Annotated in this window: 24 protein-coding genes; 6 read left to right on the top strand and 18 right to left on the bottom strand. The window is 64.5% G+C overall.

Translation table 11 applies throughout. From position 1 onward, the window contains the following. Positions 1–3: 3 nt before the first annotated feature. From Clow_RS07480 to Clow_RS07470, 3 genes are all read right to left on the bottom strand, one after another. Complete coding sequence (locus Clow_RS07480) at positions 4–2,619, bottom strand: ATP-dependent Clp protease ATP-binding subunit (protein ID WP_055178166.1); 2,616 nt, start codon at positions 2,617–2,619, stop codon at positions 4–6. Between the two features lie 235 nt (positions 2,620–2,854). After that, a complete protein-coding gene (locus Clow_RS07475; protein WP_069724595.1) occupies positions 2,855–4,402 on the bottom strand; it encodes an MDR family MFS transporter in 1,548 nt (515 codons plus the stop codon). Between the two features lie 37 nt (positions 4,403–4,439). After that, positions 4,440–5,012: a TetR/AcrR family transcriptional regulator gene (locus Clow_RS07470; protein WP_169786575.1), complete on the bottom strand. Its 573-nt coding sequence runs from the start codon at positions 5,010–5,012 to the stop codon at positions 4,440–4,442. 86 nt (positions 5,013–5,098) lie between these two features. On the opposite strand from Clow_RS07470, the gene Clow_RS07465 reads away from it, so the two are divergent. Beyond that, positions 5,099–6,190 (top strand): ABC transporter permease, encoded by a 1,092-nt coding sequence (locus tag Clow_RS07465; protein WP_342669481.1) that lies wholly within the window; start codon positions 5,099–5,101, stop codon positions 6,188–6,190. A 59-nt stretch (positions 6,191–6,249) separates the two neighbouring features. Here Clow_RS07465 and lysS read toward each other — a convergent pair whose 3' ends face one another. From lysS to dacB, 13 genes are all read right to left on the bottom strand, one after another. Continuing rightward, on the bottom strand, positions 6,250–7,824 hold the full coding sequence (lysS, locus tag Clow_RS07460) for a lysine--tRNA ligase (RefSeq protein ID WP_055178162.1): 1,575 nt from the start codon (positions 7,822–7,824) through the stop codon (positions 6,250–6,252). Then, a complete protein-coding gene (locus tag Clow_RS07455) occupies positions 7,811–8,713 on the bottom strand; it encodes a pantoate--beta-alanine ligase (protein ID WP_055178161.1) in 903 nt (300 codons plus the stop codon). Before Clow_RS07455 ends, lysS begins: the two co-directional genes overlap by 14 nt. Beyond that, entirely contained in the window at positions 8,713–9,417 is a 705-nt protein-coding gene (locus Clow_RS07450) for a 6PGD fold domain-containing protein (protein WP_055178160.1), read from the bottom strand. Before Clow_RS07450 ends, Clow_RS07455 begins: the two co-directional genes overlap by 1 nt. Next, entirely contained in the window at positions 9,414–10,349 is a 936-nt protein-coding gene (locus Clow_RS07445; protein WP_055178159.1) for a DUF6779 domain-containing protein, read from the bottom strand. Before Clow_RS07445 ends, Clow_RS07450 begins: the two co-directional genes overlap by 4 nt. A 10-nt stretch (positions 10,350–10,359) precedes the next feature. After that, positions 10,360–10,827, bottom strand: coding sequence for a DUF3180 domain-containing protein (locus tag Clow_RS07440; protein WP_055178158.1), 468 nt, complete (start codon positions 10,825–10,827; stop codon positions 10,360–10,362). Further along, on the bottom strand, positions 10,828–11,361 hold the full coding sequence (gene folK / locus Clow_RS07435; protein ID WP_055178219.1) for a 2-amino-4-hydroxy-6-hydroxymethyldihydropteridine diphosphokinase: 534 nt from the start codon (positions 11,359–11,361) through the stop codon (positions 10,828–10,830). A gap of 1 nt (position 11,362) precedes the next feature. Next, positions 11,363–11,749 carry a dihydroneopterin aldolase gene (gene folB, locus Clow_RS07430; protein ID WP_055178157.1) on the bottom strand — a complete coding sequence of 129 codons (387 nt, stop codon included), beginning with the start codon at positions 11,747–11,749 and terminating at the stop codon, positions 11,363–11,365. Then, on the bottom strand, positions 11,739–12,626 hold the full coding sequence (folP, locus tag Clow_RS07425) for a dihydropteroate synthase (protein WP_156334759.1): 888 nt from the start codon (positions 12,624–12,626) through the stop codon (positions 11,739–11,741). Before folP ends, folB begins: the two co-directional genes overlap by 11 nt. Before the next feature lie 6 nt (positions 12,627–12,632). Beyond that, on the bottom strand, positions 12,633–13,211 hold the full coding sequence (folE, locus tag Clow_RS07420) for a GTP cyclohydrolase I FolE (RefSeq protein ID WP_055178156.1): 579 nt from the start codon (positions 13,209–13,211) through the stop codon (positions 12,633–12,635). Next, the gene (gene ftsH, locus Clow_RS07415) at positions 13,201–15,555 is read right to left on the bottom strand and encodes an ATP-dependent zinc metalloprotease FtsH (protein ID WP_055178155.1); all 2,355 of its coding nucleotides are present in this window, start codon (positions 15,553–15,555) and stop codon (positions 13,201–13,203) included. The genes folE and ftsH overlap by 11 nt, the downstream gene beginning before the upstream one ends. 178 nt (positions 15,556–15,733) lie before the next feature. Next, entirely contained in the window at positions 15,734–16,324 is a 591-nt protein-coding gene (gene hpt / locus Clow_RS07410) for a hypoxanthine phosphoribosyltransferase (protein WP_055178154.1), read from the bottom strand. Next, the gene (gene tilS / locus Clow_RS07405) at positions 16,314–17,303 is read right to left on the bottom strand and encodes a tRNA lysidine(34) synthetase TilS (protein WP_082418592.1); all 990 of its coding nucleotides are present in this window, start codon (positions 17,301–17,303) and stop codon (positions 16,314–16,316) included. The genes hpt and tilS overlap by 11 nt, the downstream gene beginning before the upstream one ends. Positions 17,304–17,306: 3 nt before the next feature. After that, a complete protein-coding gene (gene dacB / locus Clow_RS07400) occupies positions 17,307–18,596 on the bottom strand; it encodes a D-alanyl-D-alanine carboxypeptidase/D-alanyl-D-alanine endopeptidase (protein ID WP_055178153.1) in 1,290 nt (429 codons plus the stop codon). Positions 18,597–18,683: 87 nt separating this feature from the next. Here dacB and Clow_RS07395 point away from each other — a divergent pair, with 87 nt between their 5' ends. From Clow_RS07395 to Clow_RS07380, 4 genes are read left to right on the top strand one after another with little or no spacing between them, the layout of a single operon-like run. Then, positions 18,684–19,160, top strand: a complete 477-nt coding sequence (locus Clow_RS07395; protein WP_055178152.1) for an inorganic diphosphatase — start codon at positions 18,684–18,686, stop codon at positions 19,158–19,160. 2 nt (positions 19,161–19,162) lie between these two features. Next, positions 19,163–19,459 (top strand): rhodanese-like domain-containing protein, encoded by a 297-nt coding sequence (locus Clow_RS07390; protein WP_055178151.1) that lies wholly within the window; start codon positions 19,163–19,165, stop codon positions 19,457–19,459. Between the two features lie 42 nt (positions 19,460–19,501). Further along, on the top strand, positions 19,502–19,957 hold the full coding sequence (locus Clow_RS07385; RefSeq protein ID WP_055178150.1) for a MarR family winged helix-turn-helix transcriptional regulator: 456 nt from the start codon (positions 19,502–19,504) through the stop codon (positions 19,955–19,957). A 29-nt stretch (positions 19,958–19,986) separates the two neighbouring features. Next, positions 19,987–21,186 (top strand): hypothetical protein, encoded by a 1,200-nt coding sequence (locus Clow_RS07380; protein ID WP_055178149.1) that lies wholly within the window; start codon positions 19,987–19,989, stop codon positions 21,184–21,186. A gap of 92 nt (positions 21,187–21,278) precedes the next feature. Here Clow_RS07380 and Clow_RS07375 read toward each other — a convergent pair whose 3' ends face one another. Both Clow_RS07375 and ppk2 read right to left on the bottom strand, forming a co-directional pair. Further along, positions 21,279–21,719 carry a CAP domain-containing protein gene (locus Clow_RS07375; RefSeq protein ID WP_055178148.1) on the bottom strand — a complete coding sequence of 147 codons (441 nt, stop codon included), beginning with the start codon at positions 21,717–21,719 and terminating at the stop codon, positions 21,279–21,281. 464 nt (positions 21,720–22,183) lie between these two features. Next, positions 22,184–23,083, bottom strand: coding sequence for a polyphosphate kinase 2 (gene ppk2, locus Clow_RS07370; RefSeq protein WP_055178147.1), 900 nt, complete (start codon positions 23,081–23,083; stop codon positions 22,184–22,186). A gap of 203 nt (positions 23,084–23,286) precedes the next feature. Between ppk2 and Clow_RS07365 the strand changes: the two genes are divergently transcribed. Next, positions 23,287–24,735, top strand: a complete 1,449-nt coding sequence (locus Clow_RS07365) for an FAD-dependent monooxygenase (RefSeq protein WP_055178146.1) — start codon at positions 23,287–23,289, stop codon at positions 24,733–24,735.

The following is a 24,735-nucleotide window of genomic DNA, read 5'->3' as shown; positions in this document are numbered from 1 at the left end:
AAATTACTTAGCGTCCTGAGTCACCTCTCGAACTTCCTCTTCCACCTCGGCAAAGGCGTCCTCCGGCAGCGGCTTGGGGCGCGGAGTGAAGGTGAACTTGGCGTCCTGAGTCTCCTTGGACTCGCCATCCCAACCTTCCACGTCCACCGTGACGATCTCCCCGGCGCCCAGCTCGCCAAAGAGGATCTTCTCACTCATCGCGTCCTCAATATCGCGCTGGATCGTGCGACGCAGCGGACGGGCACCCAGCACCGGATCGAAGCCGCGCTTGGCCAGCAGGGCCTTGGCCTTCTCAGTGAGTTCGATGCCCATGTCCTTGGCGGCCAGCATCTTCTCCACGCGCCCGATGAGCAGTTCCACCATCTCCACGATCTGATCCTGGGTGAGCTGGTGGAACACCACGGTGTCATCAATGCGGTTCAAGAACTCGGGCTTAAAGTGCTTCTTCAGCTCATCGTGCACCTTGTTCTTCATGCGCTGGTACTGCGCGGCTTCGTCGTTCTCCGAGGAGCCGGTGAAGCCCATGCCCACAGCCTTGGAGATGTCCTGGGTACCCAGGTTGGAGGTGAAGATAAGCACGGTGTTCTTGAAGTCCACCACGCGGCCCTGGCCGTCGGTCAGGCGGCCTTCTTCAAGCACCTGGAGCAGGGTGTTGTAGATCTCCTTGTGGGCCTTCTCGATCTCGTCAAAGAGCACCACGGAGAAGGGCTTGCGGCGCACCTTCTCGGTAAGCTGGCCGCCTTCCTCGTAACCCACGTATCCGGGGGGAGCACCGAAGAGGCGCGAGGCCGTGAAGCGGTCGTGGAACTCGCCCATATCAATCTGAATCAGGGCATCTTCCTCACCAAAGAGGAACTCCGCCAGCGCCTTGGACAGCTCCGTCTTACCCACACCGGAGGGACCGGCGAAGATGAAGGAACCGGAGGGGCGCTTGGGGTCCTTCAACCCGGCGCGGGTGCGGCGAATGGCTCGGGAGACGGACTTCACGGCGTCGTCCTGGCCGATGATCCGCTTGTGCAGCTCCGCCTCCATGTTCAGCAGGCGCGAGGACTCCTCCTCGGTGAGCTTGAACACCGGGATACCGGTCCAATTGCCCAACACCTCGGCAATCTGCTCCTCGCCCACCTCCGCGATCTCGTCAAGGTCGCCGTCGCGCCACTGCTTCTCCTTCTCGGAGCGCTCCTCACCCAGCTTGCGCTCCTTATCGCGCAGACCCGCGGCCTTCTCGAAGTCCTGGGCGTCGATAGCGGCTTCATTCTCCTTGCGCACGGCGGCGATCCGCTCGTCCACCTCGCGCAGGCCCTCCGGGGCGGTCATGCGCTTGATGCGCATGCGAGCACCGGCCTCGTCGATGAGGTCCACGGCCTTATCGGGCAGGTAGCGGTCGTTGATGTAGCGGTCGGAAAGCCGGGCGGCGGCCTCTAGCGCGGAGTCCGTGATGGACACGCGGTGGTGCGCCTCGTAGCGATCACGCAGGCCCTTCAAGATTTCCACGGAGAGTTCCACCGAGGGCTCCGGCACCTGCACCGGCTGGAAGCGGCGCTCCAAGGCGGCGTCCTTTTCGATGTGCTTGCGGTACTCGTCCAGGGTGGTAGCGCCGATGGTCTGAAGCTCACCGCGAGCCAGCTTGGGCTTGAGCAGGCTGGCGGCGTCGATAGCGCCCTCGGCGGCACCGGCACCCACCAGCGTGTGAATCTCATCGATGAACAAGATGATGTCCCCGCGCTGGTTGATCTCCTTGAGCACCTTCTTCAGGCGCTCCTCGAAGTCACCGCGATAGCGCGAACCCGCCACCAGGGAGCCCAGGTCGAGGGAATAAAGCTGCTTATCCTTCAACGTCTCCGGCACCTTGCCGTTAACGATGTCCAGGGCCAGGCCCTCCACCACGGCGGTCTTACCCACGCCGGGCTCACCGATGAGCACCGGGTTGTTCTTGGTGCGGCGGGAGAGCACCTGCATCACGCGCTCAATTTCCTTCTCGCGCCCCACCACGGGATCGAGCTTGCCGTCCTTGGCGGCCTGGGTGAGGTTGCGGCCAAACTGGTCCAAAACCAGGGAATTAGAGCGATCCCCGGAGGAACCACCGCGGCCGCCTCCACCACCGGGACCAGCGGCAGCACCCGCGCCCACGGGGCCGGAATTGCTCGGCTGGCTATTCTCCGGGTTGGTACCCTGACCACCCTCATAACCGGAAAGCAACTGGATAACCTGCTGGCGCACGCGCGGCAGATCCGCGCCCAGCTTCACCAGCACCTGCGCGGCTACGCCCTCGCCCTCGCGGATGAGGCCCAGCAGCAGGAACTCGGTGCCAATGTACTTGTGGCCCATTTGCAGGCCCTCGCGCAGGGAAAGTTCCAGCACCTTCTTGGCGCGCGGGGTAAAGGGGATATGGCCGGTGTGCGGCTGCGTCCCGTGGCCGATAATCTCCTCGACCTCCCGGCGGACGTCGTCAAGCGAAATGCCCATCGACTCCAAGGCCTTGGCGGCCACGCCCTCGCCCTCGTGAATGAGGCCGAGCAGGATGTGCTCGGTGCCAATGTAATTGTGGTTGAGCATCCGGGCTTCTTCTTGCGCCAGGACGATCACGCGGCGGGCGCGATCCGTAAACCTCTCGAACATGTACTAAACCCCTTGCTACTCGTTCTTTTGTTGCACCCACTGTAACGCCCAGGTGGGGCGAAAAAATGCACCTGGAACCACCCAGACCCCGCAAACCCCCGAAAAAGCGGCATATGCCCAGTTCAAAGGGCTGTACGCCGGTAGCGAACAGCCCTCAAAACCTGACTAAATCCCCCGCACGCACCCCGGCGGCTCAGTGCCCAGCCGGAGCCCCCGGAGCGCTATCCGACGCCCCCTACTCACCCGGTGCCGCGTCCTGCGAGCCCTGCGCTGTACCCTGCGATCCCGGTGCCGTGCCCTGCTCCGCGCCCACCCGGCGCACAAAGAAAGCCAGCACCAGGGCCACCACCGCAAAGACCGTAGCCAAAAGGAAGGCATTGTGCGTGCCCTGGGCCGTGGCCGCCTCCACGGCCTTGCCGCTTTCCAGCGCCGACTGTGAAGTCCGGCTGAGCACCATGATGAGCAGCGCGGTACCCATCGCACCGGCCAGCTGTTGCAGAGTGTTCAGGGAGGCCGAACCATGCCCATAAAGGTGCGCGGGCAGGGCACCCAGCGCCGTGGTCATCAGCGGGGTGAGCACCAGGCCCAGGGACATGGAGAAGAGCACGTGCATGGTCACCACCGTGCCCAGGGAGGTGTGCTCGCTCAGCGTGGTCATCCAGGCCAGGGTGCCCACCAGCAGCACCACGCCGGGAAGCAGCAGCGGACGCGGCCCCACCCGGTCAAAGATCCGCCCCACAAAGGGAGCCAGCAGGCCATTGAGCAGGCCGCCGGGCAGGAGGATCAGGCCGGTGGTCTTTTCCGAGAAGCCCAAGGAGGTTTGCAGATAGATGGGCAGTACCGTCACGGCGCCGAGGAGGGCGCCAAAGACCATGAGAATCACCACCACCGGAATGGTGAAATCGCGCAGCACAAAAACGCGCAGGTCGAGCAGCGCCCGCCCGGAGGGAATCAGGGAACGCTGACGCAGCACGAAGGCCACCAGCGCCGCCAGGCCCACCGCGAGGATCGCCAGCACCGTGCCGCGCTGGGTGCTCTGGGAATCGAAGAGCTCGCCCAGGGAGCTCAACGCATAGATGAGACCGCCGAAGGCCACGGCGGAAAGCACCACGGAGAGGGCATCGAGCGGGGTGCTGGCGGTTTCTCCGATATTGCGCAGGAAAATCATGCCGCAGATCAGCACCACAACCACCAGCGGAATCATCACCAGGAAGAGCCAGTGCCAGGAGCGCACGTCCAGAATCAGCCCGGAGATTGTGGGGCCGAGCGCCGGGGCCACGGCCATCACGATGGAGATGGTGCCCATCACCGTGCCACGCCGCTGCGGGGGCACCACGGTCATGGCCACCGTCATCAGCAGCGGCATAATGAGCGCCGTGCCCACCGCCTGAAGCACGCGACCCGCCAGCAGTACCCCAAAGGCGGGGGCTATCGACGCCACCACGGTACCGGTAAGAAAGAAGCTCAGCGCAGTGAAGAAGATGGTGCGGGTACTCAGCCTTTGCAGCAGGTACCCGGTGGTGGGGATAACAATGGCCATCGTGAGCATGAACCCGGTGGTGAGCCACTGGGCGATGTCTGCGGTGATGCCAAAGTCCGCCATGATGGCGGGCAGGGCCACGGAGAGGATCGTCTCATTGAGAAACATCATCATGGCAGCGAAAACAAGCAGCACCAGCACCACGATCACGGAGCCAGGGAGTTTCGCCTCCTCGGCCGAGGTTTCCTCGGTTGTTCCTTCCGGGCTGCGGTGAGGTCCACCAGGGGAATCGCTAGATACCAAAGGACGATCCTTTCTAAGAACACTAAACCAAAAATCGCTACTCTAGCATTTTTTTCAGCCCCAATTCTATGTTCGTGGGGTCCACTCCTCCGATGGCGTTTTGCACCAACATTCCCTGCGCCATCGCAAAAGCCGCGGAGGCGAGTTCACCTGCCGACGCCGCCATATCCTCCCTCCCCTCCTGGCGGTACCAGGCGGCAAGGTACTTCTCTAGGGCTTCCAGCCCCTCATTGAGCAGCCCACCTACCACCTCGCGGATTCTCTCGTCCCCCAGCGCATAACCCCATACTTGGAGGACCAACCCGGCACCGGATTCCACGAGGTTATAGACCATAGTGGGAAAAAGCTCCTGCGGGGAGGGGATGACTTCTTGCTCCATGACGTCGTTCAAGGCCATTCTCCTGTGCCGCAGAACCTGCTCCGCCATAGCCAGAAAAACATCTTCCTTGCTGGGGAAATAACCGTAGATAGCCCCAGCAGACATTCCCGAGGCCTTGATGATGTCCGCCATCGACACATTGGCTATGCCCCGTTCTAGAGCCATCGCCACGGTGGCGTCGATAATGCGCTGTCTTTGCTGCTGGCGGCGTTCCTTGCTGAGTTTTGGCATGGGCCAATAATAAAAAATGAACATTCCGTTTGACAAGTTTCACGAACGGGTACATCATTGCCATACAGAACGAACATTCTCCATAGATCGGAAGGAAGATCATACCTGAGAACACACAGCGCACCCCCTGGCCCCGCGCGCTGACCATCAGCCTCCTGGCCACCACCATCGTCACCCTGGCATTGCTGGCCTTCTCCTGGCCCACCGTCACCTCGGAGCCCAAGGACGTCCCCGTGGACGTCGTGGCCGAGCAACAGGCCTTCGACGCCCTCACTCAACAGGCGGGAGAAGAAAGCCCCTTCCTCTTCAACCGCGTGGACTCCCAGGAAGAGGCCACCGCCCACATTCAGCAGCGCGAATCCTACGGCGCGCTCGTTCTGCCCGCGCAACCCGGCCAGAGCCTAGAAATACTCACGGCACCGGCGGCCAATAACGCCATTACCCAAATGCTCACCACCGCCGGTACTGGGATGTACAGGGCGCAGATCGGAACGGCCCTCGCCAGCGGTCAGGTCACCGATCCCCAGGCGCTCACCGCTCTGACTCAGCAGGCCCTTGAAGGCCCCACCATCACCGCCGTGGCTCCCCTCTCCCAGGATGATCCCCAAGGCGCCGGGCTCGGCGTTGCGGCCCTTCCGCTCACCCTCGGCGGCATCATCGGCGGCGTGCTCATCAGCTTCACCGTGCGCGGCGCGTGGCGTAAGCTCGGCGCACTCGTCGTCTACGCCGCCGCGGCAGCCGGCATGATCCTCCTCGTGCTGCACACCTGGTTCGCCCTGCTCCCCACGGCCAGCCTCGCCCTGTGGGCCGCCTTTGCCCTCAGCATCGGCGCCACCTCTAGCCTGGTCATTGGCCTGCACAGCCTGCTCGGCACTCCCGGTATCGCCCTTGGTGCTATCACCACCATGTTCATCGGTAACCCCATCTCCGGCAGCGCCATGCCCTTCGAGTTCCTTCCCTGGCACTTCGATGTCATCGGGCAGAGCTTCGTCCCCGGTGCCACCCAGGTGCTGCTGCGCAACCTGAGCTACTTCCCCGAGGCCTCGAATACCTCCGCGTGGATTGCCCTAACTTGCTGGGCCGGGTTCGGGCTCCTCTGCCTGGCCGCCAGCCAGCTGCGCAAGCCCAAGGAGGATAACGCGGCCGAGGTTGAGACCACGGTTGAGGCCGCTGCCTAAACCGCACAATAAAGGACCTCTGCCCGCGCGGGCAGAGGTCCTTATAAGTATTTAGCTCATTAAGCCTCCGGTTTGACCATCGGGAAGAGCACCGTCTCCCGGATGCCCAACCCCGTGAGCGCCATGAGCAGGCGATCAATGCCCATGCCGGTGCCCGAGGTGGGCGGCATACCCTGTTCCATCGCCGCCAGGAAGTCCTCGTCCAGCACCATCGCCTCATCATCGCCGCCCGCAGCCAGGCGCGCCTGATCCTCAAAGCGCTCGCGCTGCACCACCGGGTCCACCAGCTCGGAATAGCCGGTGGCCAGCTCAAAGCCGCGCACGTAGAGGTCCCACTTCTCGGTTACTCCCGGCTGGCTGCGGTGCTGGCGGGTCAGCGGGGAGGTCTCCACGGGGAAGTTCTTAACGAACACCGGGCCTTCGAGCTGATCGGCACATAGGTGCTCCCAAATCTCCTCCACGAACTTGCCGTGGCCCCAGCCGCCCTTCTCCGGCCAGGCGAGCCCGATGGCGTCGGCAAGCGCGCGCAGTTCCTCCACGGTGGAATCCACCGTGACCTCCGGCTGGCCGGGGTGCTTGCGCGCCAGGGCCTCGTTGAGCGAGGGGTACATCTCCATTTCCTGCCACTGTCCACCGAGGTCATATTCGGTGCCATCGGCCAGGGTCACGGTGGTGGAGCCAAAGACCTCCATAGCCACGGACTGAATCAGCTCGCGGGTCAGGCGCGCGCCGTCCTCGTAGGTGCCGTAGGCCTGGTAAGTCTCCAGCATGGCGAACTCCGGGCTGTGGGAGGAATCCACGCCCTCGTTGCGGAAGTTGCGGTTCACCTCAAAAACCCGCTCGATGCCGCCCACCACGCAGCGCTTCAAGTACAGCTCCGGGGCAATGCGCAGGTAGAGGTCAATATCCAGGGCATTGGAGTGCGTGATGAAGGGGCGGGCCGCCGCGCCCCCGTGCAGGGTTTGCAGCATCGGGGTTTCCACCTCGTAGAAACCCTGGCCCTCCAAGTAATTGCGCAGCGCCCGCATGACCTTAATGCGGGTCAAAGCATTGGTGCGCGCCTGTTCGCGCATGATGAGGTCGGTATAGCGCTGGCGCACGCGGGTATCCTCGGCCATCTCCGCGAAGGAAACGGGCAGCGGACGCAGCGCCTTGGAGGCCATCGCCCAGCGATCGGCCATGACGGAAAGCTCCCCGCGCCGCGAGGCCACCACGCGCCCCCGGATGGACACGTAATCGCCCAAATCCACATCGGACTTCCAGGAATCCAGGGCCTCTTGGCCCACCACCGCGAGGGAGAGCATCGCCTGAATCTGGGAACCATCGCCTTCTTGCAGGGTGGCAAAGCACAACTTGCCGGTGTTGCGCATGAACATCAGGCGACCCACCACGGCCACCTCGTTATCCGTCTCATCGCCCGGTGCCAGCACCGTCACGCTTGGCGACGCCTCCACCGCGGCGTCGCCAGTATTCACCAGGTATCCGGCGCGCAGGTCGCGGATGGAGGTAGTGCGATCCACCTCCACCGGGTAGGGCTCCCGGCCCTGGCTGAGCAGGCGCTCGCGCTTTTCGCGGCGGATGCGTACCTGCTCGGGAAGTTCCACGTGATCCTTGTTGTCCTTAGCGTTCGTCACGGTTGTCAAGGGTAGCCGATAGCACGTCGTGCGCGCCCTGCTGGCGCGCGTGCTTCCCGCTGGCGTCCTCTTCTTCCTGCGCGTGGGCCTCCAGGTTGCGGAAACCGATGCCCACCGGCACCCCCACGTTGTCAATCAACCGCACCTTGCCAAACTTCGCCGCCACCAAAAGGCGCGCGTCGCCCTTCTCCGGCGCCTTCCCCATTCCCAAGGAGCGCAGTTCCAGGTATTCCGGCGTCACCCCGGCGGCGTCGAGCACATCGCGGGCCGCTTGCAGCACCGCCTCCCCGCCTTTTTCGGCCGCGTGCGCGCCCGCCGTCAGCGCCGCGGAAAGAGCCAGAGCCTTGGGGCGATCCTTTTCCGGCACGCGCACGTTGCGCAGGGAAACCGCCAGGCCATCGGGCATGCGCACGGTGGGAACGCCGTGCACCCGCACCCCCATGTGGAAGTCCGTCATGGCGGTTTGCACGCACACCGCCAACTCATAATCCTTCTCACCCACCATCACATCGGTGGCCTGGGTGATCTGCGTGAGAATCACGATGCGGGTGAGATCAATGGCCAAATCGTCCACGAACTCCAAGCCCCAATCGCGCGGATACACCACGGTGCGCACGCCCTGGGGGTGCAGGTCCTCCTCGGAATAGCGGTACAGAACGTCCGTGTCCAGCACCGCGAGGCGGGAACGATCCACCTTGCCCGAGACCGCCACGATCACCACGGCTCCCGGCACTCGGCGCGCCGTGCGCACCAGAGAGATGTGCCCGGCGTGAATCGCGGAACCCAGGGGCACCAGCACCACGGGCTTCCCGGTCTTACGGAAGGCCCGCGCGATGGTGGCCACTTTCTCCGCAGAACGTACCTCGGTGGCCTCTCCTCTTTGGAACATTAACGCTCCTCCTCCTGCATCGCCCACAGCTCCACTTCTTCTCTTCCATCCTGCTCCGCCGCGCGGCGCGCGAGCTGCCTGAAAATACGCGCCTTTCCGGGGTCCACGATACCGGCGCGCTGTTGTTCTAAAACCGGGACGTCGGCAAGCACCCTCATGGTACGTCGCTCCCGGCGCAGCCCGTCACCCAAATTAGTATCCTCCAAAGCCGCGCTCAGCGCACCATAGGCCTCCGCCCCGACGTCCTCGGCAAAGCGCAACCAGCTCAGCCCCGTGGCCAGGAGGGCGCGTTTCGACGCCGGAACCAGCACCGCCTCCGCCCCACATTCCCGCACCAGGAGTTCCAGCACGGTCTGACTCACCTCATCGGTGTATTCCACGGCCCAGCGCGTTTCCCACACCGGCACCACGCTGCCCACCACGGCCCCCGCGCCGCACAACGGTGCCAGCGGTTCCAGGCTTTGCCCCGGCAGCACGTGCATCACGATGTGATGCGGGCGGATATGGCCCTTCACCTGCTCCACGAGGGCAGGCACATCCCCCGTCCCCAACACCACGGCCTGCACCTCGGCCACCTCGGAGGGCTCAAAAAGAGACACCACCGTGTGCCCCGCTTTCTCTAAAAGCGAGGCAACGTATTCCGCCATGCGCCCGGCATAGCCGGGGCCGTGGAATACCCCCACCCGCATGCGCGGTGGCTTCACCGCGTGCCCTTCTTCATGTTTTCCATCAGCTCGGCCACGGAAAGGCCCGTGGAGTGCTCATCGGCGCGGCGACGCCCCCGCCGCGGCGCCGGGGCCTCCTGCTCCACGGGCTCGGGGACCTCGGGGGCCACCGCGGCGATCTCGGCGGTATCTTCCACGCTCGGGGTGCTCGCAGCGGCGGGTTCCGCCTGCTCCCACCGATCATCGGCCCGGTGGCTGCCCCGGTGGTGGCCCTCCTCCGATTCCAGCAAATGCGCCAATTCCGGGGAAATGGAACGCGGGCTTTCCGCGCCGCGCTCCGACTGGCCCAGGCGGCCCGCCACGGCGTCCAAGGAGGGGGCACCGGCGATATGGCCGGTTTTCTCCGGAGCCTCCACGGATTCCGTGCGCTCCTCTAGCTCTTGGAGGCGCCAGGCCTGTGCGCGCAACGCGGCGGGCTCGTATTCAAAGGCCCGGCCCTGAAGATCCTCCAGCTGGCTGCGCACCTCGTCTAATCCCGCGCGAATCTCGCTGAGGAGCGCCACGTCCTCTTCACTCAGGCCGCCCCCGGTGCGTGGTTGCTGGTTTTGAGCTCCCGCAGCCTCGGCGCGGGCCTGAGCCTCGCGCATCTCGGAGCGGTGCAAGCGCTGCTCATAGGCTAATTGCTCGCGGGAGCGCTGCACCTGGCGGCGATACCGGCTCACCAGAAAGAACCCGATGATGGAGGCCCACAGGGCCGCCAGAAGAGCGATTTTTAACGCCGCATTGGAATCGGTGAGCTGCATGACCACGCTGGCCGCCAAAGCCAGCACCACCAGGACCACCAAGAGAATCTGGCCGCCATCGGTCCCCGAGCCTTCGCCCCCACCGTGCTGACGGCGCTTGCCTGCCCCGTGCGAGGCGGCGCGGCGCGTAGTGGGTTCCTGGCGACGGTCCGACTGCGGCGTACTCATGCCGTCTAACTTACCTAACGCCCTCAGAACCAGGGGGAGGCGACACCTCGCAATTGCGCTCCAAGAATACTCCGGCCGCCGCCAGCGCTATCCCGCCCAGAGCGGAGGCCACCACCCCAGGAACATCGTTGGCGGCGGCCACGAGCCGCCCGGCCTGGGGAAGAATATAGATTCCCATTCCCACATACGCCCCGCCCACTAAGGAACCCGTCCACGCGGAGGCCTTGCCCACCACCAAAAACTGCGCCACCATCACGGGATTGAGCTGGCTGCGATCCATGCCAATGCGCCCGTCCTTGCGCCGCGAGCGCACCTTCAACGCCAAGTACAGGCACACCACCGCCATCACCCACAGGGTCACGGAAACGGTCACCGGGATTGCTCCCAGCACCCCATAAAAGCGCCACGTGGCAATGGCGGCCAGCGCCGCGACGAAAACGCCCGCCGCGCCGAGGGCTTTCAGGGAGGTCCTTTTCATTTAGCTTTCCTCCTGCTCCGCCAAAGGGCTCTGCACCAGGGGCTCCACCAGAGGCCCCAGCGGCACGATCTGGCGCACCTCTTCCACCGGCAGCGCCTCAATCCACTGTGCCACCGGTTTATCGCGCAACCGCGCCTCCCCGTCCACCTGCGCCCAGGGCACGAGCACAAAGGCACGCTGGTGTGCCCACGGGTGTGGGAGGGTGAGCACGGGGTCGTCGGAAAGCACCTCCGTGCCCTCGCGGTGTACCTGCACCACATCGACGTCGAGGGTGCGCGGCCCCCAGCGGCGCACCCGCACGCGCTCGGCGGCCTCCTCTAGGCGCTGGCAACGCCGCAGCAACTCCATCGGCTCCGCCTCCACCTCCACGATCAGCACCGCGTTGAGGAACTCCTCTTGGTCCTCCACTCCCCAGGGCGGGGTGGAATACACGGGGGAGGCTGCCACGGTTTCGGCCGCGAACTCGCGGGCCACCGTGCGCAGGAGCGCCCAGCGATCCTCCATATTCGAGCCGATCGAGAGCACCGCGCGCAGCCTAGTCACGGGCACTCCCCATGTTCTTGCGGGAGCGCCGCGCCACCACGGCCACATCACCAAAGTTCAGCGGAATGGGGGCCTGGGGCTTGTGCACCGTTACCTCCACCGCATGCAGGAGGGGGAACTGCGCCATCGCGCGCTCGGCCACCTCGGCGGCCACCGTCTCGATGAGATCGCGCGGCGGCCCGGTGAGCACCTGGTGGGCGAGCTCGGCCAGCTCTGCGTAGTTGAGGGTGAGGCTGAGATCATCGCTTTCCGCTGCCGGGCGGAGATCCGCCCAGCAGGTGACGTCCACCAAAAACTCCTGGCCCTCACGCTTTTCCTCCGGGAATACCCCGTGGTAGCCATAACAGCGCAGGCCCGTGAGCACGATCCTATCGGCCATCTTCTCCCTCACTTTGTGCTATCTCATCGAGGGCCGCCGCCCGCCACTTCGCGGCCACGTCCACGGCATCGCGCGATACCCCCACCTCGTGCACCCGCACACCCCAGGCACCCAACTGAGCGGAGATGGCGGTGACGGCGGCGGTGGCGGGGTCGGCGTCCACGGGAGTGGCGCTCAATCCCCGTTCCGCCCGCACTGCGGTGAGGAACCGCTTGCGCGAGGCGCCCACCAGCAGCGGAAACTCGCCCGCGATGAACTCCGGCAGGGCGCCCAAAAGAGCCCAGTTATCCTCCGCCGATTTGGCAAAGCCCAGGCCCGGATCGAGCACGATATTGCCTGTATCCACCCCGGCGTTCACGGCCCGCTCCACCAGGCGGTTCAACGTGGCTCGCACATCGGCCACCACGCCGCCCTCGTGCTGAGCCTGCCCCGCGGCGTCGCCAAAGCGCACCGCCTTCCAGTGCATGAGGCACACGGGAATATCCGCCTGCGCCATCACCGGCAACATGCGTTCATCGGCCAGGCCCCCGGAGACGTCGTTAATCATGCACACCCCGGCCCCCGCGGCGGCCTCGGCGGTGGCCGCGCGCATGGTGTCCACGGAGGTCACAATCCCCTCCCGGGCCAGCGCCCGAATCACGGGAACCACGCGCTGCCGCTCCACCTCGGCGTCCACGCGAGTAGCGCCGGGGCGGGTGGACTCGCCGCCGACGTCGATCATGTCCGCCCCCGCAGCCACCAACCCCCTGGCGTGCTCTAGGGCTTTGTCCACGTCCAGGTAGCGGCCTCCGTCGGAAAAGGAATCCTCGGTGACATTGAGAATCCCCATCACCAGGCATCGGCCCGGCACCGTGAGATCGGATACACGCAGGGACATCGCCGTCTACCCCTTCAGCAGGCTCAGCACCTCGGCCCGGGAGGCCGCGGAGGCCTTGAACCCCCCGCGCACCGCCGAGGTGGTGGTCACCGCCCCCGGCTTGCGGATACCGCGCATGGCCATGCACAGGTGCTCGCACTCGATGACCACGATCACCGATTGCGCACCCAGCTTCTCCACCAGGGCATCGGCCACCTGGGAGGTCAGGCGCTCCTGTACCTGCGGGCGGCGGGCGTAGAGGTCCACCAGGCGGGCGAGCTTGGAAAGTCCCGTGACCATGCCCTGCTTATTGGGGATATAGCCGATGTGCGCCTTTCCCAGAAAAGGCAGCAGGTGATGCTCGCAGGTGGAATACACCGGAATATCGCGCACCAGCACGAGCTCCTGGTGGTCCTCATGAAAGACCTTATCCAGCACCTCGGTGGGATCGGCGTGCAGGCCACCAAAGGTTTCCCGGTAGGCGCGCGCCACCCGCGCGGGGGTTTCGCGCAGGCCCTCGCGGTCGGGGTCCTCACCCACGGCCAGGAGGAGTTCGCGCACGGCGGCCTCGGCGCGCGCCTGGTCAAAGTTCTTCTCAGCGCTCACCCTGCTCGCCTTCTTCCTGTTGCGGCTGCTCCATGTGCTCCGGGCCCACCGTGCGCTGCGGCTGCTCGGTCTCGCCCGGCTTCTCTTCACGCTCCGGGTGGTCCGGGCGCTCGCGCTCGGGCAGGCGGAAACCGATCATCTCCTGGGGCTGCTTCTCAGCACCTTGCTTTTCGACGTCCTTTTGCTCGGCGTTAGCGGCACCCTTCTTCTCGGAGTCCTTCGGCGGCCAGCCCGGCACCGTCCATCCCTCCGGGGGCGGGGTGCCCGCGTAGCGCGGGGCCGCCTGGGAATCGGAGCCCTGGGAGCCCGCCGTGCCCGGTAGGCCCTGCTTCTCCTTATCCTTCTTCTCCGCCAGGCGCTTAGCGCGCGCGGCACGGGAGGCCTCTAGGAGGCTAAAGGGCTTGGGCGGTTCCTCGCCGCGCTCAAGAGCCAATTCCGTGGGAGTCTTCACCGGGTCGCGCCCCTCTTGGAGCGGGAACTCCGCCGATTCCTCGGGGAACACCTCACCGGCAGAAACCGGCTCGATTCCATCAAAGAGCGCTTCCAGATCGGGGCGGCGCAGGGTCTCCTTTTCCAGCAGCTTCTCGGCCAGGCGGTCGAGGTAATCGCGGTGGCGGGAAAGGATTTCGTAGGACTTCTGGTGCGCCTTATCAATGAGGTAGTGCACCTGTTCGTCGATCTTGGCCGCCACCGCCGGGGAGTATTCCAGGGTACCGCCACCGCCGCGCCCGGAGAAGGGATCGCCCTGCTCCGCGCCGTACTTCACGGTGCCCAGGGTGGGCGACATTCCGTATTCCGTCACCATCGCGCGTGCAATCTTGGTGGCCTGCTCAATATCGGCGCTGGCTCCCGTGGTGGGCTCGCCAAACACCAGTTCCTCGGCGGAACGGCCACCCATCGCAAAGACCAAGCGGGCAAAGAGCTCGTCGCGGTTGTACATGCCCTTATCGTCCTCGGCGGCGGTCATGGCGTGTCCGCCGGTGCGCCCGCGCGCCAGGATGGTCACCTTGTACACGCGCTCAATATCCTTGAGCGCCCAGGCGGAAAGGGTGTGGCCGCCCTCGTGGTAGGCGGTCACCTTCTTTTCCTTCTCGGAGATCACCGTGGTGGAGCGGCGCGGGCCGCCGATCACGCGGTCGGTGGCCTCTTCCAGGGCGTCAGCGGTAATCACGTTGCCGCCAATGCGCGCGGTGAGCAGCGCGGCCTCGTTGAGTACGTTGGCCAGGTCCGCGCCGGACATGCCGGCGGTGCGCTTGGCCAGGGCGTTGAGGTCGGCGTCGGGAGCAAAGGGCTTGCCCTTGGCGTGGACCTTGAGGATCTGCTCACGGCCCGCGAGGTCGGGGTTGGTCACCGGAATCTGGCGGTCGAAGCGGCCCGGGCGCAGCAGGGCTTGGTCGAGCACATCGGGGCGGTTGGTGGCGGCCATGAGGATCACGCCCTCGCGGTCACCAAAGCCGTCCATCTCCACCAGAAGCTGGTTGAGGGTTTGTTCGCGCTCGTCGTGTCCGCCACCCATGCCGCTGCCGCGGTGGCGGCCCACGGCGTCGATCTCGTCGATGAACACGATGCAGGGGCAACTCTCGCGGGCCTGCTTGAAGAGGTCGCGCACGCGGGAGGCACCCACGCCCACGAACATCTCCACGAAGTCCGAGCCAGAGATGGAGTAAAAGGGCACCCCGGCCTCACCGGCCACGGCGCGGGCCAGCAAAGTCTTACCCGTGCCAGGCGGGCCGTAAAGCAGCACGCCGCGCGGAATCTTGGCACCCAGTTCGTAGTAGCGGGTGGGGTCCTCCAGGAAGTCCTTGATCTCCTGAAGCTCCTCCACGGCGTCGTCCGCGCCGGCCACGTCCTCGAAGGTATTGGTGGGCATGTCCTTGGTGAGTTGCTTGGCCTTGGAGGCCCCAATGCCAAACATCCCGCCGGACTGCATGCGGGTGAGGAAGAACATGAGCAGGCCGAAGAGCAGCAGCATAGGCAGCAGGAAGCTGACCATCGACATCAGGAAGCTCTCCTGCGTCACCCTGGTATCGAACTCATCGACCTCGGCGTTATTAACCGCGTCGAAAATATCCGGCGAGGTGCGCGCGGGGTACTGGGTGAGAATCTCCGTGACCCCCTCGCGGGAATCCACCTCAATGCCCTCCTTGAGGGTGAGGCGGAGCCGCTGCTCGCGGTCGTCGATCTGCGCGCTGCTGACGTTTTTATCGTCCAGCTGCTTCATGGCCACGGAGGTGTCCACCCGCTGATAGCCCCGGGTATCGTCCGTGAGCAGGGAGAACACAAAGAAGGTGACCAGGATAACGGCGGCGATGACGCCGAATCTAAGGATGCGCTTGTTTTTCATATGTGCAGGCTAGGCACCATAACTGCGGGCACCTAGCTCAAACCCTTTCTCGATCTTCCTGGGGTGACGCCCCATAAGCACGTTCTTGTCACATAACTTCTTGCCACATAACGTGGGGCGCGGCCTTTTCGTTCCCTGAGCGAGCCCGCCCCGAGAGCACCGAGGCCCTACTTTGGCCCTATTTTTCGTGCGCGTACACGTCCGGGTTGAGGATTCCCACGTAGGGGAGGTCGCGGTAGCGCTCCGCATAATCCAGCCCGTAGCCGATGAGGAACTTATTGGGCAGGTCAAAGCCCACGTCCAGCAGGTCTACCTTGGCGGTTTGCACCTCGGGCTTGCGCAGCAGCGTGACCACTTCCAGGGACTTCGGGTTGCGGTGCTTGAGGTTGCGCATGAGCCAGGAAAGCGTGAGACCGGAATCAATAATGTCCTCCACGATGAGCACGTTGCGCCCGGAAATATCGCGGTCCAGATCTTTGAGAATCCGCACCACCCCGGAGGAGGTGGTGGAGTTTCCGTAAGAGGAAACGGCCATGAACTCCATTTGCGCGGGGATACTCAGGCGGCGGGCAAAGTCCGTCATAAAGAACACCGCCCCCTTGAGCACTCCCACCAGCAGCAGGTCCTCTTCCTCGTCCTGGTAACGCTCGGAGACCATATCCGCCATCTCCTGAATCCGGGCCTGTAATTCCTCCTCCGTCACCAACACGGAGGCCACATCGGAGCCATAAGGCCCGTCCGGAACGTTGAAATCCTCTTTATCGTGCATCGCGCACCCCTTTCTCCCTTGTCACCGTAAGTTTGCCATTAGCGCGTGTCACAACCAACCCCGCCCCCACCGCCACCGGCCCCTGACCGTGCCAATCCGTCACCAGGGCGTCCAGGGTGCTTATAGACGCCCCGGTGGCCCGCCCCCCGGCCTCGTGGACCATGCGGGCCAATATCCGTCCCCGCACGGCGGCGGGAAGGCCCGCGAGGTCCACCGCCGAATCCGTGTGAACCCGGCGCGCCCACTCCTCCAAGGCGGCATTATCCGCCGCCGCCCTCGCTGCCGCCTGGGCCAGGGCGGGAACGGGGTCGTCGATGCCGGTAGCCGTGGCGAGGCCGGGAATAACCTCGCGGCGCACCGCCACCCGGCGGAAGGCTGAATCCTCGTTGTGGGGGTCCTGCCAGGGGGTGATTCCCCATTCCCGGCAGGCAAGTTGGGTATCGCGCCTGCGTACCCGCAGCAGGGGCCGATGAATGTTTCCCGTCACGGGTTCCATTCCCGCGGGATTCCCGCGCAGGGCTCCCAGCAGGTAGGTTTCCGCCTGGTCCTCGCAGGTATGCCCCACCAGGATGGGGCGGGGCTGGGCAGCCCCGGCACCGCCAGCAGCAGCACCAGCGGCGTCGGCAAGCGCTCGATAGCGGGCCTCGCGGGCGGCGGCCTCCATGCCCCCAGCACCCGTGACCTGCACCCGCAACACCGAGCACGTGGCCCCCAGGCGCAGCGCGGTATCGGCGGCGGCCCCCGCCACGGCGGCCGAACCCTGCTGCAACCCGTGGTCCACCACCACGGCGTGCACGCGCAGCCCCTCCATCAGGCAGGCCAGCAGCAGCGCGGTGGAATCCGCTCCCCCGGAAAGTCCCACCACCACCTGCTCGCCGGGCCGCAGGTGTGCGGCAATGTGGCGGCGCAGCGCCCGGCGCAGCACCAGAAAGTGCGGGGGGTCGTGGGGGACGTCGAAGGCGCCGAGGCGAGGGGCCACGCTCTAGTTCTCTCTGATCGCAGACGCCAGGGTGTCCATCGCGCGGCGGGCTTCCAGCACATCCGAGCCGTTAGAGATCATGGCAAAGGAGTACACCCGCCCGCTGGTGGCGGTGACCACCCCGGCGAGCGCGGAGGTCTCATCCAGCGTTCCGGTCTTGGCCCGCACCCAGCCACGGCCGGGGAGATCGCCATAGCGCTCGGCCAGGGTGCCGGTGCCTCCCGCCACGGGGAGAGAGGCCACGATGGGGCGCAGGAGGGGTTCGGCGGCGGCCTCGTGCAAAATCGCGTCGAGCAGGGCCGGAGTAATGCGGTTTTTCACCGAGAGCCCGGAGTTATCAAAAATCTCCACCCCGGCGGTATTAAGCCCCTGCTCTTTCAAGGTCGCCAGCGTGGCCTGGGTGGCACCGGCGGCGTCGGCCTTGTAGCCGCGGTGCAGGGCCACCTCGCGCCCGATGGCCTCGGCCATGACGTTATCGGAATCCTCCATCATCGCTGCGATGCGCTCTACCAGCGTGGGGGAGCTAACCTCCGCCACCTTCTCCTCCTTGGCGGGAGCCTCTGCCTGGCCCACCGTGCTCACTCCCAGGCGTTGCGCGAGGGCCTGGGCCACGTCCAGGGCCGGGGTGTGGCTGCGGGGAACATCGCCCGTGGTGGCCCCCAGGCGCGCGCCATAGATCATGGCGGGCTCTAGCGGGGCCACGAATCCGGCATCGACATCCTCGGGATTCCAGCCCTCCAAGATCGCCTCCCCCGACCACGCAGAGGTATCGATGAATACCCCACTGACCTCCGGCATGGCTTGCTTGATCTGCGCGGCGAGGTCATCCATGCGCTCGGGGGTAAGCCACACATCCCCGGCGGCCTTGATGACCACCGTGCCGGGCAATTCCCCGCGCACCACGGCGGTGGTGATGCGATCGTCGTGGCCCAGCGCCGCGATCGCCGCGGCGGCGGTGAGCACCTTGGTGGAGGAGGCCGGGCGCAGGGCCGTGGTGGCGTTATGGCTCCACACCTTCTCCCCCGTCACGGCGTCGGTCACCTGGGCGCCGAAGTCCGCCAGCGCCTTGCTCTGTTCCTCCGTGAGGGAGGCCAGCCGCGCGCCCAGGGCGGTATTGTCCACGGGGCCGGAAGCCGCGGCGGGTTCCAGCAGCGGCGCGGGGGCGTCGATAGTTAGTGCCGGGGCGTGGCTGAGGGAGGAATACTTATCCTGGTAAGCCACTCCCGTTCCGGCTACGCCCGCCACCACTACAGCTACGGCAGCGGCCGCAGCTATCCATGCCTTTTTACTCATCGTGTATCACCATCGCTTATCACCCTAGCTATCCCGCTAGGATGGGTGGAGTTCAACGCCCGTTTGTCATGGATGAAGGAGTAGGCAATGTCCGTGGAAGTGACCATCGAAATCCCCAAGGGGTCCCGCAACAAGTACGAGGTGGACCATGAAAGCGGCAAGGTTTACCTTGACCGCTACCTGTTCACGCCGATGGCCTACCCCGCCGATTACGGCTTCATCGAGGGCACCCTGGGCGAGGACGGCGACCCCTTGGACGCCCTGGTGATCCTGCCCGAGTCCGTGTTCCCCGGCGTGATCGTCAAGGCCCGTCCCGTGGGCGTATTCAAGATGACCGACGAGGCCGGCGGCGATGACAAGCTGCTCTGCGTGATCGACGACGTGCGCTACGACGCCTTCCAGGACATCACCGACATCTCCGACTTCACCAAGGACGAGATCGCCCACTTCTTCGAGCACTACAAGGATTTGGAGCCCGGCAAGGAGGTCCAGGGTTCCGGCTGGGCCGGCAAGGACGAGGCCGAGAAGATCCTGGCCGAGGCCATCGAGCGCGCGGGGAAGTAATCATGCGTTCCGTCAACGTCACCGAGGTGCCCGCCGACGCCCAGCTTATCGACGTCCGCGAGCCCGACGAGTTCGCCGCGGGCCACGCGCGTGGCGCGGTTAATATCCCCATGTCCGAGTTCGTGGGACGCATCGGGGAGATTGACACCGAGCGCGATGTGTACCTCATCTGCAAGCTCGGCGGCCGCTCCCGCGAGTGCGGCGAGTATTTGGAACAGGCCCGCGGCGGCGAGCACGTTATCAACGTGGAGGGCGGCACGGAAGCCTGGCGTGAGCAGGCCCTTCCTATGGTGGAATGATCCCATCATTTCGCCGCGCAGAAGGCTGCGTATGATGGGGATATGGCCTCTAAAATAGACCATTCCGCCATCCCCACGGCGTTGCTGGAATCACCCTCGTTTCAGCTAGAGCGGCTGCGGCGTCGCACGCGCGACGAAGTGGAAAGCCGCCTCGGGGAGGCCCAGGCCACCCTCCGGGAGTACTGGGTGCTCACCTGCTTAGATTCCGGCGACGCCGCCAGTCAGTCTCATCTCTCCTCCATGCTGATGATTGATGCCTCTGACATGGTTCGCCTGGTAGATTCCCTGGAAAATCAGGGCTGGGCCGCCCGCGAGCGCGACCCCAAGGACCGCCGCCGCCAGATCGTGGCGATCACCAAAAAGGGCCGTAAAGCCCGTACCGCAATGGCCGATCTCGTGGCCCAGGGGGAGGACGCCGCCCTGGATGAATCCACCTCCAAGCAGCTCAAGCACCTGCGTAAGCTCGCCAAATCCATCATCGCGGTGGAGGACGAATAGCCGCTGACCTATCCACTAGAATCGCCCCCGTGCTTTCCTCCTCTTCTTTCCGCGCGGTGACGGCCTGGTGGGTTACCCGCGTGGCACTCTTGCTCTATGCGGTGCACCAGCCCGTGCCGCGCGGGGACGTCGATTACTATTTTCGCGGCCTCGCTGCGGAGGCAGCCGGTGAGCGCGCGCTCACCGAGTATCCCGACGCCTCCGTCATTCCCCTGCGCTTCCTCCACTTCCTCGTGGGTGAGGATAAACAGGCCTTTGCCGTGGCACTCCTGCTCTTCATCCTCAGCTTGGATGCCCTTTTCTCCTACGGCCTCGCGCGCCGCCGCGCCTGGTGGGCTTTCGGCTTTTGGCTCCTCTTTGGGCTGGCCCTGGCCCCCATCTTTACCCGACGCCTCGATATTCTGCCGGGCCTCGCCGTAGCGGCCGCAGCATTATGGTTGGGCCGCTCCCCGCGGGCGGCCTCCGCCCTCCTCGCCGTGGCCACAGCGCTCAAACTCTGGCCGCTGGCGCTGGCCTCCGGGCTCGTGGGACATGTGCGCTCGGCAGGCACCTGGATACGGCTCGCGTGGTTCGGCGGCACCATAATCGCCCTATCCCTGTTGAGCGCCCTCACCCAGGGGTGGTGGCGGGTGCTCTCCCCGCTGACGTACCAGGATGAGCGCGGACTGCAATCGGAGACCATCGCCGCCACCCCCTTCCTGTGGCTGCGCGCCTTTAACCCCGATCGGTGGAGTATCCACTACGCGGAATCCCAAAGTTACGAGGTCTTTGGCCCCGGTGTCTCCATAGGGCTCCTCGCCTCAACCATCATGGTGGGGGCAACGGCACTGTTACTCATCGGCATCACGCTCTGGCGTTTCTTCTTCACCGGAGGCAATGACCCCACCGCCACCCGCGCCTTCTGGCTGCTCACGGTGCTCTTGATTCTGGTGAGCGCCAAGGTCTTTTCGCCCCAGTACTTGCTGTGGGTGGGGCCACTCTTGGCCGTCATGCTGGCTCTGGATTCTTCCCGAGCCCTGCGTTGGTGCGCCGCCTTTCTCTTGGGCGCCGCGGGGCTTACCTGCCTGGTCTACCCGGTATTCTTCGAGGGGTTCCTGGCCTCCCACCTCAGCGTGGTTATTATCGCCAGCCTCCGCAATATCTTGATCGTTGCCGCCACGGTGAGCGCGGCGTGGTGGGCAGCACGCGCTCTCAGGGCAGAGGGTGCTAAGGCTCGGACTCAGAGGTAACTCCCACCCCCGCAAGCTGGTTCAAAACCACAGGCACACATAAGTTAAGGCCTCCGCGCATTGCTTTGCGCGGAGGCCTTAGTTTTCTCTTCTTACCAGAAGCGCTGGACGGCGTAGGTGCCGTTCTTCTCGCTGTAGCTCCAGCCCACACCCATGATGGAGACATCGGAATCCAGGATGTTGGCTCGGTGGCCGGAGGAATCCATCCAATCCTTCACCATCTGGTTCGGGGTGGCCTTGTTGCTGCGCCAAGCGATGTTCTCGGAGAAGTTACCGCCATCATAGTGCTCAAACTCGCCGGTCTTGCGCATGTGATCGGCCCATTCCTGAGAGCCCTTCACCAGGTGGTCATCGCAGTGCACCTCGGTCAGCCCACGGGAAGTGCGCTCCTCGTTGGTCAACCGCACGACACTCACAACGTGTTCATCGGTGCAGTCGGTACCCTGCGCAGCCTGGGCGGAAACGCCAATGAAAGCGGAAGCCAACACCGTGCTAGCTGCCAGTGCCTTCGCGCCGATACGATTGCGAGCCATGATGATGCACGCCTTTCTGTGTATTCCCTCAATCAGTTCGAGGCTTACCCTAACAGCGTTTTCCCTAAATTCCAGCCGAACCTTTAATAGTATATACAATACACAATATATAAAATAGGCAAAACCTATCCGAAAACCGCCCGACAGGTCCCGCACCCCCGTTTCCCACACCCTCGGACATGAAAACCACAGGGTGACACTCATCATACGTCCCCGTTTTGCGCCCGAACCGCAATAGTTTCTCAAAAGAAAGATAGACGAAGGTATCTTTTTATGATTTGTGTCACATATAGGAACCCCGGAAAAATCTTAGACCTTTAAAATACGGATTTTTCCTGTACAAATCTCTCACCAGGAGAAAAGCATCTACGACGTCGGATGTTCTACATCTACCTAAAAAGATGGAGGGCCTTCTGTGACATACTCATCACAGAAGGCCCTCTCTTTGACCAGCCGCACGGATTTTAGTCTCCGATCTGATCGCGCCCCCTCAGCACAATCTTCGGATCGGGCTGCCCCACCAGCTCATAATCCTTGTCCGTGTAATCAAACTTGCTCAGCACATACCGCATGGCATTGATGCGCGCACGCTTCTTATCGTTGGACTTAATAGTGATCCACGGAGATTCATCGGTATCCGTGTAGCGGAACTGCTCCTCCTTGGCCCGGGTGTAATCATCCCACTTATCCAGGGAGGCCAGATCCATCGGAGAGAGTTTCCACTGGCGCACCGGGTCTACCTGCCGAATAGCAAAGCGGGTACGCTGCTCCTTCTTACTCACCGAGAACCAGAACTTGGTGAGCGAGATACCGGAAGCCAGGAGCATGTTTTCCAGCATGGGCACCTCGCGCAGGAACTCCGCGTGCTGCGATTCCGTGCAAAAGCCCATCACCCGTTCCACACCGGAGCGGTTATACCAAGAGCGGTCAAAGAACACGATCTCTCCCGCCGCCGGAAAGTGCTGGATGTAGCGCTGGAAATACCAGGAGGTCGATTCCCTGGGGCTGGGCTTTTCTAGAGCCACGGTGCGGGCTCCACGGGGGTTGAGGTGCTCGTTAAAGCGCTTGATGGTGCCACCCTTACCCGCCGCGTCGCGGCCTTCAAAAAGGATGATGTGGCGTTGCCCGGTTTCCTTCGTCCAGTTCTGCCACTTCAGCAGCTCAATCTGGAGGGAGCGCTTGATGTGGTCATACTCCTCGCGCGTAATGCGCTCATCGTAGGGGTAATTCTCGCGCCACGTCTCCACGGGGGTTCCGTCGGGGCGAATCAGCGCCGGATCGTCCTCGTCGGAATCGTCCACAACATAACCTTCGGTTTTTGCCAGGTCGATAACGGGCAGGTCGTCCTCAATGTGCTCAGCCATACTCCCCATTTTATCGGCTATTTCACGGCACGGCTTGGTATGGAAAAAATATCCCTTTCCCTACCCCCTCCCCACCCCACGCCCTCCTCGTTTCCCCTGCTCACATGCTCGTGTTGCACGCTTTCCCCAATTATGGATACACTGTATCCGTAATTAAGACGCGGCACACCCGGTGCCCGCCACACAGGAAGAAAGGTTCCACCATGAACACTCATGACGTCCTCATCGTCGGCGCCGGCCCCGCCGGCCTCACCCTGGCCTGCGATCTTCAGCGTCGCGGCGTCGAGTACTTGCTTATCGACGCCGCCGCGCACAGCTTTGAAGGTTCCCGCGCCAAGGGCATCCAACCGCGCAGCCTGGAAGTGTTCGACGACCTCGGCGTGCGGGGCCGCATCGAAAGCGCGGGCACTCTCTACCCGACGCTTGGCCTTCACTTCGGCCCCGTCACCATTCCCCGCCGCATGATGGAGGTGCACGAACCCACCTCGGACATCCCTCACCCCAACACCCTGCTCGTACCCCAGTACGCCACCGACGCCGCTCTTGCTTCCCGGCTAGAAGAACTCGGGGGGAGCGTCGAACGCAGTACCCGACTCCTCGGATACTCCCAGGATGCGGAGGGCGTGACCGCCGAGGTGGAAGGCCCCGAAGGCACGCGGCAGATTCGCGCGCGCTACATCGTGGGCGCGGACGGAGGCAGCAGCGCGGTGCGCAAGCAGACCGGAATCGGCTTCACCGGCACCACCGATGAGTCCGACCGAATGATCGTGGCCGATCTCTCCCTCACCGGCCTTTCCGACAAGCATTGGCACATCTGGCCCCGTCTGCGCGGCCACTTCATGGCGCTGTGCCCCCTGCCCGATGGAAAGTTCCAGCTCATGTACAAGATCCGCCCCGAGGACGAGGTGACCATGAGCGCCGCGCACCTGGAAGAGAGGATTCACGCCTACTCCGGCACCTCCAAGATCCACGTGAGCGAGGTGCACTGGTCCTCGGTGTGGCGCCCGAATATCCGCCTGGCCGATCAATACCGCAAGGACCGCGCCTTCCTCATTGGTGATGCCGCCCACGTGCACCCGCCCACCGGCGCCCAGGGGCTCAACACCGGCACGCAGGATGCCTACAACCTGGGTTGGAAGCTCGCGCAGGTACTCGCTGGTGCTCCCGACGCCCTCCTGGACACCTACGAGGCGGAGCGACGCCCCGTGGCCGCGGGCGTGCTGGGCCTGGCCGCCAAGCTCTACGGCGAGACCAGTACGAACCCCATCGCCTCGATGTCGCGCGGCGATCAGGAGCGCCAACTTACCCTCACCTACCGCGGCGGCCCGCTGGCCCCCGCCGCCGAGGGAGAGAGGGTACGCCCCGGTGACCGCGCCCCGGATGCCCCCTATACCGCCACCGATGGCAGCACCGGCACGCTTTTCGACGCCCTGCGCGGCCCTCACTTCACCCTCCTCACCATCGGTGATGCCTACCGCCCCACCTGGCCGAACGAGGGAGCCGAACTGCGTATCCTCCACCTCGACCCGGCGCGCAACCAGGAACTCTGCCGCACCTACGGGGTCACCGAACCCACCGCGCAGATTCTCATTCGTCCCGATGGCTACGTGGCCTCCGACGATGTTCTATCCACCATGCTTCCCCACGCCTAG

It is taken from the genome of Corynebacterium lowii, assembly GCF_001412085.1.
GTDB classification, from domain to species: Bacteria; Actinomycetota; Actinomycetes; order Mycobacteriales; family Mycobacteriaceae; genus Corynebacterium; species Corynebacterium lowii.
Note: the sequence above shows the minus strand (reverse complement) of the source record. Positions and strands in the feature narration are given on the sequence as shown.

Excerpts from the sequence above, each read along its gene's own strand:
- Clow_RS07445 (WP_055178159.1), bottom strand. The coding sequence starts at position 10,349 with ATGAGTACGCCGCAGTCGGACCGTCGCCAGGAACCCACTACGCGCCGC.
- Clow_RS07375 (WP_055178148.1), bottom strand. The coding sequence starts at position 21,719 with ATGGCTCGCAATCGTATCGGCGCGAAGGCACTGGCAGCTAGCACGGTG.
- Clow_RS07390 (WP_055178151.1), top strand. The coding sequence starts at position 19,163 with ATGCGTTCCGTCAACGTCACCGAGGTGCCCGCCGACGCCCAGCTTATC.
- hpt (WP_055178154.1), bottom strand. The coding sequence starts at position 16,324 with ATGCACGATAAAGAGGATTTCAACGTTCCGGACGGGCCTTATGGCTCC.
- folB (WP_055178157.1), bottom strand. The coding sequence starts at position 11,749 with ATGGCCGATAGGATCGTGCTCACGGGCCTGCGCTGTTATGGCTACCAC.
- Clow_RS07480 (WP_055178166.1), bottom strand. The coding sequence starts at position 2,619 with ATGTTCGAGAGGTTTACGGATCGCGCCCGCCGCGTGATCGTCCTGGCG.
- dacB (WP_055178153.1), bottom strand. The coding sequence starts at position 18,596 with ATGAGTAAAAAGGCATGGATAGCTGCGGCCGCTGCCGTAGCTGTAGTG.
- ftsH (WP_055178155.1), bottom strand. The coding sequence starts at position 15,555 with ATGAAAAACAAGCGCATCCTTAGATTCGGCGTCATCGCCGCCGTTATC.
- Clow_RS07365 (WP_055178146.1), top strand. The coding sequence starts at position 23,287 with ATGAACACTCATGACGTCCTCATCGTCGGCGCCGGCCCCGCCGGCCTC.
- Clow_RS07395 (WP_055178152.1), top strand. The coding sequence starts at position 18,684 with ATGTCCGTGGAAGTGACCATCGAAATCCCCAAGGGGTCCCGCAACAAG.
- folP (WP_156334759.1), bottom strand. The coding sequence starts at position 12,626 with ATGTCCCTGCGTGTATCCGATCTCACGGTGCCGGGCCGATGCCTGGTG.
- ppk2 (WP_055178147.1), bottom strand. The coding sequence starts at position 23,083 with ATGGCTGAGCACATTGAGGACGACCTGCCCGTTATCGACCTGGCAAAA.
- Clow_RS07470 (WP_169786575.1), bottom strand. The coding sequence starts at position 5,012 with ATGCCAAAACTCAGCAAGGAACGCCGCCAGCAGCAAAGACAGCGCATT.
- Clow_RS07440 (WP_055178158.1), bottom strand. The coding sequence starts at position 10,827 with ATGAAAAGGACCTCCCTGAAAGCCCTCGGCGCGGCGGGCGTTTTCGTC.
- Clow_RS07455 (WP_055178161.1), bottom strand. The coding sequence starts at position 8,713 with ATGTTCCAAAGAGGAGAGGCCACCGAGGTACGTTCTGCGGAGAAAGTG.
- Clow_RS07385 (WP_055178150.1), top strand. The coding sequence starts at position 19,502 with ATGGCCTCTAAAATAGACCATTCCGCCATCCCCACGGCGTTGCTGGAA.